This window comes from Acidovorax sp. ACV02 (assembly GCF_014851475.1).
In the GTDB taxonomy this organism is placed as follows: Bacteria; Pseudomonadota; Gammaproteobacteria; order Burkholderiales; family Burkholderiaceae_C; genus Acidovorax; species Acidovorax delafieldii.
In genome coordinates this window covers 351,818-364,527 of sequence record NZ_JACUZU010000002.1, presented here as the reverse complement: position 1 = coordinate 364,527, position 12,710 = coordinate 351,818, and the positions used below count along the sequence as shown (strand labels likewise).

At 68.1% G+C, this 12,710-nt stretch carries 10 protein-coding genes; 7 read left to right on the top strand and 3 right to left on the bottom strand.

Annotation, left to right across the window (positions count from 1 at the left end):
• The first annotated feature begins 4 nt into the window (after positions 1-4).
• The 5 genes from IB236_RS05550 to IB236_RS05530 all read left to right on the top strand — a co-directional run bounded on the left by IB236_RS05550 (position 5) and on the right by IB236_RS05530 (position 6,960).
• Positions 5-838 (top strand): hydroxypyruvate isomerase family protein, encoded by an 834-nt coding sequence (locus IB236_RS05550; RefSeq protein ID WP_056742627.1) that lies wholly within the window; start codon positions 5-7, stop codon positions 836-838.
• A 136-nt stretch (positions 839-974) separates the two neighbouring features.
• Positions 975-3,038, top strand: coding sequence for a methyl-accepting chemotaxis protein (locus IB236_RS05545; protein WP_192419338.1), 2,064 nt, complete (start codon positions 975-977; stop codon positions 3,036-3,038).
• A 102-nt stretch (positions 3,039-3,140) separates the two neighbouring features.
• Positions 3,141-4,367, top strand: coding sequence for a GGDEF domain-containing protein (locus IB236_RS05540; protein WP_121941445.1), 1,227 nt, complete (start codon positions 3,141-3,143; stop codon positions 4,365-4,367).
• A 70-nt stretch (positions 4,368-4,437) separates the two neighbouring features.
• The gene (locus IB236_RS05535; RefSeq protein ID WP_192419336.1) at positions 4,438-5,919 is read left to right on the top strand and encodes a M20 family metallopeptidase; all 1,482 of its coding nucleotides are present in this window, start codon (positions 4,438-4,440) and stop codon (positions 5,917-5,919) included.
• Between the two features lie 156 nt (positions 5,920-6,075).
• Positions 6,076-6,960 (top strand): alpha/beta hydrolase, encoded by an 885-nt coding sequence (locus tag IB236_RS05530; RefSeq protein WP_192419334.1) that lies wholly within the window; start codon positions 6,076-6,078, stop codon positions 6,958-6,960.
• A gap of 69 nt (positions 6,961-7,029) precedes the next feature.
• On the opposite strand, the gene IB236_RS05525 is transcribed toward IB236_RS05530, so the two are convergent.
• Both IB236_RS05525 and IB236_RS05520 read right to left on the bottom strand, forming a co-directional pair.
• The gene (locus IB236_RS05525; RefSeq protein ID WP_192419332.1) at positions 7,030-7,512 is read right to left on the bottom strand and encodes a YidB family protein; all 483 of its coding nucleotides are present in this window, start codon (positions 7,510-7,512) and stop codon (positions 7,030-7,032) included.
• 130 nt (positions 7,513-7,642) lie between these two features.
• The gene (locus IB236_RS05520; RefSeq protein ID WP_192419330.1) at positions 7,643-9,013 is read right to left on the bottom strand and encodes a M20/M25/M40 family metallo-hydrolase; all 1,371 of its coding nucleotides are present in this window, start codon (positions 9,011-9,013) and stop codon (positions 7,643-7,645) included.
• A 158-nt stretch (positions 9,014-9,171) separates the two neighbouring features.
• On the opposite strand from IB236_RS05520, the gene IB236_RS05515 reads away from it, so the two are divergent.
• Complete coding sequence (locus IB236_RS05515) at positions 9,172-10,098, top strand: LysR family transcriptional regulator (RefSeq protein WP_192419329.1); 927 nt, start codon at positions 9,172-9,174, stop codon at positions 10,096-10,098.
• On the opposite strand, the gene IB236_RS05510 is transcribed toward IB236_RS05515, so the two are convergent.
• Positions 10,084-11,268 carry an MFS transporter gene (locus tag IB236_RS05510; RefSeq protein ID WP_192419327.1) on the bottom strand — a complete coding sequence of 395 codons (1,185 nt, stop codon included), beginning with the start codon at positions 11,266-11,268 and terminating at the stop codon, positions 10,084-10,086. The two genes, IB236_RS05515 and IB236_RS05510, sit on opposite strands and share 15 nt — an antisense overlap.
• Before the next feature lie 240 nt (positions 11,269-11,508).
• Between IB236_RS05510 and IB236_RS05505 the strand changes: the two genes are divergently transcribed.
• Positions 11,509-12,561, top strand: coding sequence for a peptidase U32 family protein (locus IB236_RS05505; protein WP_192419325.1), 1,053 nt, complete (start codon positions 11,509-11,511; stop codon positions 12,559-12,561).
• Positions 12,562-12,710: the final 149 nt, after the last annotated feature.

The following is a 12,710-nucleotide window of genomic DNA, read 5'->3' as shown; positions in this document are numbered from 1 at the left end:
CCCCATGCCCCAGTTTGCCGCCCATCTGAGCCTGATGTACACCGAGCTGCCCTTGCTCGACCGTTTTGCGGCTGCGGCGCGCGACGGGTTCCGGGCGGTGGAACTGCACTTCCCCTACGCTTTCGACCCCCGCGAGATCGCTGCCCGGCTGCAGGACAACGGCCTGCAGCTGGTGCTGTTCAACGCCCCGGCGGGCGGGTTCGCGCCCACCGACATGGCCCACGCCTGGGACCAGGGCGCACGGGGCCTCGCCGCGCAGCCGGGTCGAGAGGCGGAGTTTCGCGCCGGGGTGCTGGAGGCCCTGCGGTATGCCGAGCAACTGCGCTGCCCGTTCATCAACCTGCTGTGCGGCACCGTGCCGCCGGGGGTGGAGCGCGAATCGCTCAAGGCCCTGTGCGTGGGCAACCTGCGCTGGGCGGCAGAGCAGGCCGCGCGTGCAGGGTGTGACATCCTCATCGAGCCCACCAACCTGCGCGACGTGCCGCGTTATTTTCTGAACCGGCAGGACCATGCGCACGAGCTGCTCGACGCGGCCCAGGTGCCCCACCTGAAGGTGCTGATGGACCTGTACCACTGCCAGCTGGTGGAGGGGGACCTGCACGGCAAGCTGCAGCGCTACCTGCCCACGGGCCGCGTGGCCCACATCCAGGTGGCGGGCGTGCCCGCACGCAATGAGCCCGACCGGGGCGAGCTGCACTACCCGTTCCTGCTCGACACCATCGACGCCCTGGGCTACACGGGCTGGGTGGGGTGCGAATACACCCCGGCGGCAGGCACGTCACAGGGGCTCGGCTGGCGGGACTGGGCCCTGCGCAGCCGCGCCCCGCACCCCGCATAGATCGTTTCGGCGGTCGGCACCAATACGCGCGAATGCGTAAGGGAATGCGTGAATAAATGTAACAAGGTGCTGCGCTTAGAGTGAATGCAGACCGGCCCAGCCGGCTTTTCGCATTCCATTCCAGGAGACACCCCGCATGCCCGCATCCCTTGCCAACAACCGATCCGTCGCGCGCCAGGTCACGTTGACCGCCATTGCGCTGGTGGCCTTGGTGCTGGTGCTGGTGGGGCTGGCGATTGCTGTGCTGACCGAGCGCAGCACCCGTGCCCAGGTGGTGGCCAGCGTGGGCGACACGGCGCAGAGCGTGGCGCAGTCGCTGGACGCGGCCGACAACACCAACCGCGAGCTGGTGCAGCTGACCATGAAGGGCTTTCAGCGCTACTTCGAGGCCGCCATGCAGCTCGACGAAGCCTCGGGCGAGCTGCGCAGCTACGGCGCGCTGGTCAACGAGGACTACGGCTCGGTCGACAAATTCGCCAGCGAAACGGGCGGCATTGCCACCGTGTTCGCCAAGAAGGGCGACGATTTCATCCGCATCACCACCTCGGTCAAGAACGACAAGGGCGAGCGCCAGATGGGCACGCCGCTTGGCCGCACCGACCCGGCCTACGCCACGGTGTCCAAGGGCGAGCCCTTTACGGGCGTCACGGTGGTGAACGGCAAGCCCTTCATGGGCCACTACCTGCCCGCCAAGGACGCCTCGGGCAAGGTCATTGCGCTGCTGTTCATCGGCAATGACATCAGCGTGTTCCACGCCATGCTGCAAAAACAGGTGGCGCAGACGAAGTTCTTCGAACACGGCGGCACCTATGTGATCAACCCTGGCACCTCGCTGGACCAGGCCGTGTTTGTGTACCACCCCACCGCGCGCGGCAAGCGCGTGCTGGAGGCCTACCCGCAGGCGCGCCCCTTCTTTGAAGCGCTGGCCGCATCGCAGGACGGCTTTGTGCGCGAGGCCGCGGACGTGCTGGGCACCGGCGCCGAGAACCCCTGGGCCCTGGTGCGCAAGACCGGTGGCGGCTGGTGGGTGGTGGCGGAGGTGGCCGACGGCGAGGCCATGGCCAGCCAGCGGCGCGTCACGCTGGCAGTCTGGGGCCTGATGGCCGTGGCCGTGGTGCTGCTGGCCATCGGCCTGTTCGTCATGCTGCGCCGGGGCGTGAGCCGCCCGCTGCAGGACCTGACCCAGGCCATCACGCTGGTCGCGCAGGGCGACCTGACCGAGGCCTTCCACACCACGCGGCGCGACGAGATCGGCGCGCTGGTGCAGGAGGTGGAGGGCATGCGCCAGCGCTATACGCAAATGCTGCAGCAGGTGCGCAATGCCGTGGACAGCATCACCACCGCCAGCGCCGAGATTGCCAGCGGCAACCAGGACCTGTCGGCCCGCACCGAGGCCACGGCCAGTAGCCTGGCGCAGACCGCACAAAGCATGGAGCATCTGACCTCCACCGTGCGCCAGTCGGCCGACGCCGCCCGCCAGGCCAACCAGCTGGCCAGCACCGCCGCCGAAGTGGCTGCGCGCGGCGGCCAGGTGGTGGGCGAGGTGGTCACCACCATGGGTGACATCAACCAGAGCTCGCGCAAGATTGCCGACATCATCGGCGTGATCGATTCGATCGCGTTCCAGACCAACATCCTCGCGCTCAACGCTGCGGTGGAAGCCGCCCGCGCTGGTGAGCAGGGCCGGGGTTTTGCCGTGGTGGCCAGCGAGGTGCGCAACCTCGCCGGGCGCAGCGCCGAGGCGGCGCGCGAGATCAAGGCGCTGATTGGTGCGTCCGTAGAGCGGGTGGAGTCGGGCGCGCGCCTGGTGCAAAACGCGGGCAGCACCATGGACGAGATCGTGGGCTCGGTCAAACGGGTTGGCGACATCATCGGCGAGATCACGGCCGCATCGACCGAACAGTCCGACGGCATCGGCCAGGTCAACACCGCCGTCAACCAGCTCGACCAGATGACGCAGCAGAACGCCGCGCTGGTGGAGCAATCTGCCGCCGCTGCGCAAAGCCTGCGCGAGCAGGCCACGCGGCTGGCCGGGGCGGTACAGGTGTTCAAACTTTCGCGGGGCGACGGCACGGCGACCCACGGTGGCCTGGGTTACTCGGCGCGCGCGGCCCTGGCTGCGCCCATGGCGCAGACCGGCGACGGAGAGGGACAGCACGCGCCCGGCAGCGGCGCCCGGGCGCCCGCCCAGCTGCAATAGGGCCTGACAACCGGCCGGGCGGTCATCTGGCGGTTTGCGGTCTGCAAAGCTTGGTTTATGCTGGCTTGATTCCCCCACCCATCTCCCTGTCCACCCGCATCCATGGCTGCCCACGTCCCCACCATGCTGGCAATGATCATTGCCAGTTCCCTCATGATGGCGGCCTCCATGGCCGTGGTGGGCTGGGGGCGGCGGCGCGATGGCCTGGGTCGCTGGGCGGCGGCCCTGCTGGTCAACGCCATCGGGCACCTGCTGATCATGCTGCGCGGCCTGATCCCCGATGTGTTGTCCATCGTGGTCGGCAACCTGATGCTGTCCAGCGTGTTCGTGGGCCTGATTGCGGCGGTCTACCAGTTCCAGGGGCGGCCGGTGCGCTGGCCGCTGCTGCTGGCCCCACCGGCGCTGGTGCTGGTTTTTGTCTCGGTGTTCATCGACAACTTTCCGGCGCGGGTGAGCTTTGTGGGCCTGGCCATCGGGCTGCAGGCGGTGTGGGCGCTGTTGGCGGCGTTGTCGCAGCGGAACGTGACCGTAGGGCGCGGGCAATGGCTGCTGGTGGCAGGACTGGCGCTGGAGGCCCTGGTGCTGGGCGGGCGCGCTGTTGTGGCCCTGAGTACGCACTCTGATGCCACCAGCATCCTGCAAAGCAGCGCGCTGCAAACGCTGACCTTTCTGGCCACGTTCTCGGTGGTGCTCGTCAGCTCGGTGGGTTTTGTGTTCATGTCGCGCGACCGGGCCGACGAAAACAACCGCGTGCTGGCCGCGCTGGACCCGCTCACCGGCGTGGCCAACCGCCGCTCGCTGATCGCCGCGCTGGACCGCGACGTGGCCCGTGCCCAGCGCATGCGCGAGCCCATGGCGCTGATGATGGTGGACATCGACCACTTCAAGGATGTGAACGACCAGTACGGCCATCCGGCGGGTGACCGCGTGCTGTGCAGCGTGGTCAACGTCCTGCGCCAGCGCGTGCGTGCGCAGGACCTGGTGGGCCGCTACGGGGGCGAGGAGTTCATGGTGCTGCTGCCCGACACCGGCCTCACGGGCGCCGAGCAACTGGCGCGCGAGCTGTGCAAGGCGGTTGAGGAGTCCCGCTGCCCTGCTGATGGCGTGCCCGGCCCGGGCATTGCGGTCACGGTGAGCATTGGCGTGTTTGGCGGGCGACTGGAGTCGGGCGACAGCTGGGACATGCTGATTGCTGCCGCCGACCGCGCGCTGTACCAGGCCAAGAACAACGGCCGCAACCGCGTCGAGGTGGCCACGGGCTTGCGCCGCCCCAGCGCCCAGCTGGCGGCCCAGGCCAATCCCGAGACCCTGCCCGAGTCTCTGTATTGATCGATGGCGCCCGGCGGGGGGTTGTGTTGGAATGGCGGATTGATCACCTTCTGCCTTCAGGAGCCCCACCATGAACGCCCGCGTGCCCTCCCAAGTCCTTCAGCCTGAGCTTGCCCTGCAGCGTGTCAGCCAGGCCTGGGACAGTGACATTGTTCGCCAGCTCACCGACTACATCGCCATCCCTGCCAAGTCCCCCACGTTCGCTGCTGACTGGGCCGAGTTGGGCTTGCTCGACACCGTGGTGCGCAACGCCGCCGCCTGGGTGGAGTCGCAAAAGGTCGAGGGCCTGACGCTCGAAATCGTGCGCCTGGAAGGCCGCACCCCGGTGCTGTTCTTCGAGATCGCCGCCACCCAGCCCGGCGCCACCGACACCGTGCTCATGTACGGCCACCTGGACAAGCAGCCCGAGTTCTCCGGCTGGCGCAGCGACCTGGGCCCCTGGACGCCCAAGTACGAAGACGGCAAGCTCTACGGCCGGGGCGGCGCCGACGACGGCTATGCGGTGTACGCCAGCATCGCTGCGGTGCAGGAACTCAAGCGCCAGAACGTGCCGCACCCGCGCATCGTGGGCCTCATTGAAACCTGCGAGGAAAGCGGCTCGCGCGACCTGCTGCCCTACATCGATGCACTGAAGCCCCGCATGGGCAACGTGGCGCTGGTCGTGTGCCTGGACTCGGGCGCCGGCAACTACGACCAGCTGTGGCTCACCACCAGCCTGCGCGGCATGGCCAGCGGCACGCTCAAGGTCGAGATCCTGACCGAGGGCATTCACTCGGGCGACGCCTCGGGCCTGGTGCCCTCGTCGTTCCGCATCATGCGGCAGGTGCTCGACCGGCTGGAAGACAGCGCCACCGGCCGCCTGCTGCCCCAGAGCTTTCATTGCGAGGTGCCCGCCGACCGGCTGGCCCAGGCCCGCGCCACGGCGGCCATCCTGGGCGAAGAGGTGTACCGCCGCTTCCCCTGGGCGCACTACGACTGCGGAGGTTCCACCACGTTTGCACTGCCCACCACCACCGACCCGGTGCAGGCCCTGCTCAAGCGCACCTGGGAGCCCACGCTCAGCGTGACCGGTGCCGAGGGCTTCCCGGCGCTGCAGGACGCTGGCAATGTGCTGCGCCCCTACACCGCCTTCAAGCTCAGCCTGCGCCTGCCCCCGCTGGTGGACGCCGCGCAAGCCGTGCAGGATCTGAAAGCGCTGCTGGAAGACAACGCGCCCTACCAGGCCAAGGTCACCTTCCAGAGCGGCGGCGGTGCCACGGGCTGGAATGCCCCGGCCACCACACCCTGGTTCGAGCAGGCGCTCAACGAGGCCTCACAGGCGCACTTTGGCGCACCCTGCGGCTACATCGGCCAGGGCGGCACCATTCCGCTCATGAACATGCTCAGCGAAGGCTTCCCCACCGCGCAGATGATGGTCTGTGGCGTGCTGGGCCCCAAGAGCAACGCGCACGGCCCCAACGAGTTTTTGCATGTGCCGTATGCCAAGCGCCTCACCGCTTCCGTGGCACACGTGATGGCGGCCATGGCCCAAAGCTCGGGTACAACCCCCTGAGTCGCTGCGCGCCTTCCCCCCTTCTCTCGAAATCGCTGCGCGACTTCGGGAAGGGGGACGATGCCCTCACTGCGGGGCGGCCCTTGCTCGGCATCCCCGGTATTGCGCCCCGCCTGATCCGCGTTCTGTTCCCTAGTCCGTGCCAGCCCTTTCACCATGACCCTCAACGACGAAGAACTTGCGCCCTCCACCCTGACCACCTTCACCGCCAGCGATGGCGAGAACCTGGCCGTGCAGGACTGGCCCTTGCCGCAGGGCGAGCCCTGCCGGGGGACGGTGTTGCTGGTGCACGGCCTGGGCGAGCATGTGGGCCGCTACGACGCGCTGGCCCGCCGCCTCAACGACTGGGGGTTTGCGGTGCGGGGCTATGACCAATACGGCCATGGCGAGTCGGCCGGGCCGCGCGGCGGGCTCACGTCGGACATGCGCCTGCTGGACGATCTGGCGGACCTGGTGGACACCACCCGCGCCCGCATGCCGGCAGGGCAACCCCTGGTGCTACTGGGCCACAGCATGGGCGGCTTGGTGGCCTCGCGGTTTGTGTCCCTGCACCTGCGGCCGGTGGATGCGCTGGTGCTGTCCTCCCCTGCACTCGATGCCGGCCTGGGCGCCGTGCAAAAACTGCTGCTGGCCACGCTGCCGCGCATCGCGCCCAACCTGCGCGTGGGCAATGGGCTGGACGCGCAGTACCTTTCGCATGACAGCGCCGTGGTGGCGGCCTACCTGGCCGATCCGCTGTGCCACGACCGCATCAGCGCGCGCCTGGCCCGCTTCATTGCCGAGGGTGGCCCCGCCACCGTGGCCCGCGCTGCGCACTGGAGCGTGCCCACGCTGCTGATGTGGGCGGGCAGCGACAAGCTGGTCAACCCTGCGGGCAGCCGTGCCTTTGCGGCCGCTGCACCCAAGGCTGTGGTGCAGTCCCACTGCTTTGAGCCCTTGTTCCACGAGCTGTTCAACGAAAGCCCGGAACTGGTGGAGCCGGTGTTCGACCTGCTGCGGCAATGGCTGGTGCGGGGCTGCGCGGTGCCTGCAAGGCCGTAGGCAGGCACCGGGTGGCCTGAGTTCAGAGAAAACGGCTGGTTGCGCTAGTGCAATATGACCCGGTTGCTATTATTTTTGAAGTAGGCCGCCGAGCATCTCCAGCAGATCGTTGGCATTGCCAAACCCGCCGTGGGGCGCCTGGCCCTGGGGGCTCAGGTGGTCTACCAGGCCCGGCAACACCTGGGCCAGCTGCCCCGCCGCAGCGCTGGGGCCCACACCCAATTGCGACGCGATCTGCGCCAGCGGGCCACTGCCCAGCACCTGGGACAGCTGCTCGCCCGATATTGCGTGGTTGGGCCCCGTGCTCAGCCAGGACGCCATCACATTGCCCAGCCCGGCCTGCTGAAACTTGGCCATTAGCCCCGGCAGGCCGCCCACCGGGCCATCGTTGCTGATCAGGGACATCACGGCCTGCACCAGCTGCGGGTTTTGTGCGGCCAGGCTCAGCAGGCCACCCAGGCCACCACCGGCCCCACCGGATGCAGCGGCGCCGTTACCGCCTTGCGACGCATTGTTGATGACGGCACCCAGAACGGAATCGAGCAAACCCATGGTGTTCTCCTGCAGAGGAATGAAGGGCGGCAGTGCGCCAGCCCGGACGGAACCATCCATGGTACGCACCTCGGAGGCGCCTTCGTGTCAACAATCGTGAACGGGGTGACGCCGCTGGGGTGCCGCGCCACTACTTGGTGCGGGGTGGGCGCTTGTCGAGCAGCGGCGCACTCACACCTTGTACCCCCACCAGCCCCAGCACCGTGACCAGCGAGGTCTGGGCGCCCTTCCAGGCATCCGTCAGGTCAATCCACTCCGACAGTGCGTGGAAGCCGCCCGTCTTGCCGCCGCCCCCGATCACGATGGCGGGGATGCCCAGCGCCATGGGCACGTTGGCATCGGTGCTGGCACCGGCCAGCACCGTCTTGCGGCCAAAGGCGGTGTTGGCGCGCACGGCAGCCTCGACGATCAACGCGTCGGCGGCGGTGCGGCCACCGGGCCGGTCGCCGATGAGCTTGGTCGATGCGCTCAGGGTGTTCACGCCCCAGCGTGCGTTCTCTTCGGTCACGGCGCTGTCCACGGCGGCCAGCACCTGCTTCTCGGTGGCCAGCAGCGGGGCCATTTCGTCGGAGCGGATGTCCACCGCCATGCGCGCATCGGGCGCGATGGTGTTGACGGACGTGCCGCCGCCCACGGTGCCCACGGTGAAGGTGGTCTTGGGGCTCTTGGGCGTGCGGATCTCGGCGATCTTGGCAATGGCGCGGCCCATGCCGTGAATGGCGCTGGGCACCTCGCCGAACGCGGCGTAGCTGTGGCCGCCCGGGCCCTTGAAGGTCACCTCGTGGCGGTGGCTGCCCGTGCCCAGCACCAGCACCGTGCCATCGGGCGCGGGCTCCAGCGCCACCATGCCGTCGATGTCCAGGTGCTCCTTGAACAAATGCTTCATGCCGCGCAGGTTGCCCAGCTCTTCCTCGCCCACATTGCCCACAAACACCAGGTCGCCCACGGTGGCGATCTTCTGGTCGTTCAACACCTTGAGCCACGACAACAGCACGGCCAGGCCGCGCGTGTTGTCGGAGATGCCGGGCGCATACAGCTTGCCGTCGCGCTCCTTCACCTTCACGTCGGTGCCGGAGGGGAACACGGTGTCCAGGTGGGCCGAGATGACCAGCTTGGGTCCGTTGCCCGTGCCCTTGCGCACGCCCACCACATTGCCTTCGGCGTCAATGGCGGCATTGGTCAGGCCCAGGGCCTGGAGCCGGGCCAGGAAGGCTTCGGCACGCTTTTGTTCCTTGAACGGCGGCGCCTCGATCTCGGTGAGCATGCGCAGGTCTTCGGTGGCGCGGTCGTGGTCGGCCTTCACGGCGTCGAGCAGCTGCAGGATCTGGGGTGCGGCCATCAGCTGGCCGTAGGCCTTGTCCACGGCGGGACGCAGCGTGGTGGGCGTGGGCGCCACGGCGCCGAACTGCGCATGGGCGGCACCGGGCAGCAAGGCGGAGCAGGCGAGGGCCATGGCACCCGCAAGGGCTGTGGCACGGAAGGTATGGAGAGGGAGAGTCATGGTGATCCAGCGAAACACGAACACAAACGGAAGGAGTGACTGGCCTGTCCAGCCATCGTGGATGGAGCCGTGGGCCGGCATGCAGTGCCATGCAATTGTTGGACCGAACCCCGCCCCTGGGCTCTGCTTTAATCTGCCCAGCCGACAGTTTTTCTTACATGCGCAAACACATCCCCAGCACCCGCGCCCTGCTTGTTTTTGATGCCGTGGCGCGCCACCATGGCGTGAGCAAGGCGGCCGAAGAACTCTGCCTCACCCACAGCGCCGTGAGCCAGCAGCTGCGCCTGCTGGAGGGCCAGCTGGGCCTGCAGCTCGTGCAGCGCGGCGCACGCGGCTCCACGCTCACCGACGTGGGCCGCCGCTACCACGCGCAGATCGTGGGCGACCTGCTGCGGTTGCAGAACCACACACTCGAAGCCATGGCCCAGCGGCCCGATGGCGCGCGCCTGCTGGTGGGTTGCGTGCCGGTGTTTGCCGAGCGCTGGCTGCTGCCCCGGCTGCCGGCCTTCCTCGCACAGCACAAAGGCTGCAGCCTGCACCTGCAGGTGTACCCCACGCAGATCTACATGGCGGAGATCCCGTTCGACGTGGCCGTGCAGTACGACGACGCGGCCTGGCCCGGCGTGGTGCCCGCGCCCCTGATGCCCGAGGTCTGCGTGGCCGTGTGCGCGCCACAGTCGCGCCACCGGCGCGCCACAGAGCGCGGCGACTTCCGGGCCGTGCCGCTGTTGCAGCTCAGCTCCCGCCTGGGGGCGTGGGACGACTGGCTGGGCCGCGCGGGCATCACGCGCGTGCCGGCCCACACCCTGGGCGGCCACCGCTTTGATCTGTTCTCGATGCTGGTGGAGGCGGTGCGCGCCGATCTGGGTATTGGCCTGGTGCCCCGGTATTTTGTGGAGCGCGAACTGCAATCGGGCGAGTTGGTGCTGGCCCACCCGCACCACGACAGCGGTGCGCGGGGCTACAGCCTCTTTGTGGCGCCGGGGCGCCTGGAAGACCCTGCGGTGGCGGCCTTTGCACAGTGGCTGCGCACCACGGCGCAGGCAGAGGGCGCTGCGGTAGGCCGGTCTTCAGGCGCCGCTTGAAGCACGCTGGCGCTGCAAACCCAGCCAGGCCAGCGCCAGCCCCGTCACCACAATCGGCACCAGCGATCCGGCATTCAACAGCGTCCAGCCCTGCGTAGTGACCAGCACGCCCGACGAGAACGCACTCAGCGCCAGTGTGGCGTACACGCAGAAGTTGATGGCTGCCTGGGCGCGGTCTTTTTCCTCGGGGCGGTAGGCCGTCATGGCCAGCGTGGTGGAGCCGGTGAACAGGAAGTTCCAGCCCACGCCCAGCAAGAACAGCGCAATGCCGAAGTGGTGCAGCTCCACGCCCATCAGCGCCACCGCCACACACGCCAGGTTGAGCAACACCCCCGTGCCCATGATGGGCAACACACCAAACCGCTTGATGAGGTGGCCGGTGACAAAGCCGGGCGCGAACATGCCGATCACATGCCATTCCAGCACCAGTGCCGAGGCATCAAAGTCAAAGCCACACACCTGCATGGCCAGCGGCGTGGCCGCCATCAGCAGGTTCATCACCCCATAGCCCAACGCGGCGCCCACAATGGCCACGATGAAGGCAGGCTGGCGCATCAGCACAGAAAGGGGGCGCCCTGGCTCGCGTTGGCCCGCAGCGTTGAGCACCACGGGTTGCATTTCGAACCGGATGGCTGTCATGCACAGCATGGACAGCAGTGCCACGCCGATGAGCGCGATGTACGCGCCCGCAAACGGCACCGGGAACAGCGTGCGCGTGGCGCTGGCCAGGTTGGGACCTGCCACGGCGCCCAGCAGGCCACCGGCCAGCACCAGCGACACGGCCTTTTCGCGGTAGTCCGGCTTGGCCAGTTCGGCGGCGGCAAAACGGTACAGGCCACCGTTGGCGCTGTAGTAGCCCGCCACCACCGTGGCCGTGCACAGCAGCCAGAAACTGGCGCTGAACGCGGCCCAGGCACACAGCGCGGCCGACACGACGGCCACGGCCAGCCCGATCTGGAACGACACCTTGCGGCCCCAGCGCATTTGCGTCCTGGCCACCAGCGGCGTGGACAGCGCACCGCCCACCACATAGCCCATCACCGGCAGCGTGGCCATCCAGCCAAAGGGCGCGAGCTGCAGCCCCACCAGCCCGTTGATGGCGATGAAGACGACGTTGTTGGTCAGGAAAAGGCCTTGGCACAGGGCCAGCAACCACAGGTTCTTGTTCACGGCAGAGGGCGCCTTTTGGCGTCTTTATGAAATGGATGTCCCACGCAGGGCACTGGATGCAAGTCAAGGCCGGTGGGCGGTGTGGAACGCCGGGAAGGCTGGAGCACATCAAAACCCGACTGCTTTGCTCCGGCATTGTGCACTGCCGTTGATGAAGATCAGCGGATGCGCGGAGAGCCCCCCGTATGGTGGCGCCCAGTGCTGTGGCTCCCCACCGGGGCAAGCGTTTGAATGTTTGTGATGGATCTCTTGAAATCGACGGCCACCGCCTTGCCCGGGGCGGCTGGCCCTGCCATGGAACTGGTTTGCCCCGCGGGCAGCCTGCCCGCCCTGAAGGCCGCTGTGGACCACGGCGCCAACTGTGTCTACCTGGGCTTGCGCGACGCCACCAACGCGCGCAACTTTGCGGGCCTCAACTTCGACGAGGCGGCCATTGCCCAGGGCATTGGCTATGCCCACGCGCGCGGCTGCAAGGTCTTCATGGCACTCAACACCTACCCGCAGGCGGCCAACCCCGGGCCGTGGCGTAGCGCACTGGACAAGGCGGTGGACCTGGGCGTGGACGCGGTCATCCTGGCCGACCCTGGCCTCATGCACTACGCGGTGCAGCACCATCCCCGGCTGCGCCTGCACCTATCGGTGCAGGGCTCGGCTACCAACTACGAGGCCATCAACTTCTACCGCGAGCAGTTCGGCATCGTGCGCGCCGTGCTCCCGCGTGTGCTGTCGATGGAGCAGGTACGCCAGGTCATCGACCGCACGCCGGTCGAGATCGAGGTGTTCGGTTTTGGCAGTCTGTGCGTAATGGTCGAGGGGCGCTGTGCGCTGTCGTCGTACGCGACGGGCGAATCGCCCAACACGCACGGCGTGTGTTCACCGCCGAAGGCCGTGCGCTGGGTGGAGACCCCGCAGGGCCGCGAGTCGCGCCTGAACGGCGTGCTCATCGACCGCTATGCGCCCGGCGAGAACGCGGGCTACCCCACGCTGTGCAAGGGGCGTTTCGACGTGGGGGACGATGAGAACTACTACGCCATCGAAGAGCCCACCAGCCTCAACACGCTGGAGCTGCTGCCCCAGCTGCTCAAGATGGGTGTGCGCGCCATCAAGATCGAAGGCCGCCAGCGCAGCCCCGCGTATGTGGCGCAGGTCACCCAGGTCTGGCGCGAGGCCATGGACCAGTGCCTGTCCTACCCGCACCGCTATGCGCCCAAGACGCGCTGGATGGCCAGCCTGGACCAGGTGGCCGAGGGGCAGCAGCACACGCTGGGCGCTTACTACCGCCCCTGGAAATGAAATGATCAGGCGACAACCCCTGAGCCGCTGCGCGGCTTCCCCCTTCTCTCGCCTCGCTTGCGCGATGCGGGAAAGGGGGACACCGCCAGCGCGGCGGTCGCTGGCCTGGCCCGCGCCAGATTCGAACTCAGTGAGCCGCTTTGGCGCCT

Bases quoted from the DNA above. Each gene is read 5' to 3' on its own strand.
- IB236_RS05550 (WP_056742627.1), top strand. From the start codon at position 5: ATGCCCCAGTTTGCCGCCCATCTGAGCCTGATGTACACCGAGCTGCCC.
- IB236_RS05545 (WP_192419338.1), top strand. From the start codon at position 975: ATGCCCGCATCCCTTGCCAACAACCGATCCGTCGCGCGCCAGGTCACG.
- IB236_RS05540 (WP_121941445.1), top strand. From the start codon at position 3,141: ATGGCTGCCCACGTCCCCACCATGCTGGCAATGATCATTGCCAGTTCC.
- IB236_RS05535 (WP_192419336.1), top strand. From the start codon at position 4,438: ATGAACGCCCGCGTGCCCTCCCAAGTCCTTCAGCCTGAGCTTGCCCTG.
- IB236_RS05530 (WP_192419334.1), top strand. From the start codon at position 6,076: ATGACCCTCAACGACGAAGAACTTGCGCCCTCCACCCTGACCACCTTC.
- IB236_RS05525 (WP_192419332.1), bottom strand. From the start codon at position 7,512: ATGGGTTTGCTCGATTCCGTTCTGGGTGCCGTCATCAACAATGCGTCG.
- IB236_RS05520 (WP_192419330.1), bottom strand. From the start codon at position 9,013: ATGACTCTCCCTCTCCATACCTTCCGTGCCACAGCCCTTGCGGGTGCC.
- IB236_RS05515 (WP_192419329.1), top strand. From the start codon at position 9,172: ATGCGCAAACACATCCCCAGCACCCGCGCCCTGCTTGTTTTTGATGCC.
- IB236_RS05505 (WP_192419325.1), top strand. From the start codon at position 11,509: ATGGATCTCTTGAAATCGACGGCCACCGCCTTGCCCGGGGCGGCTGGC.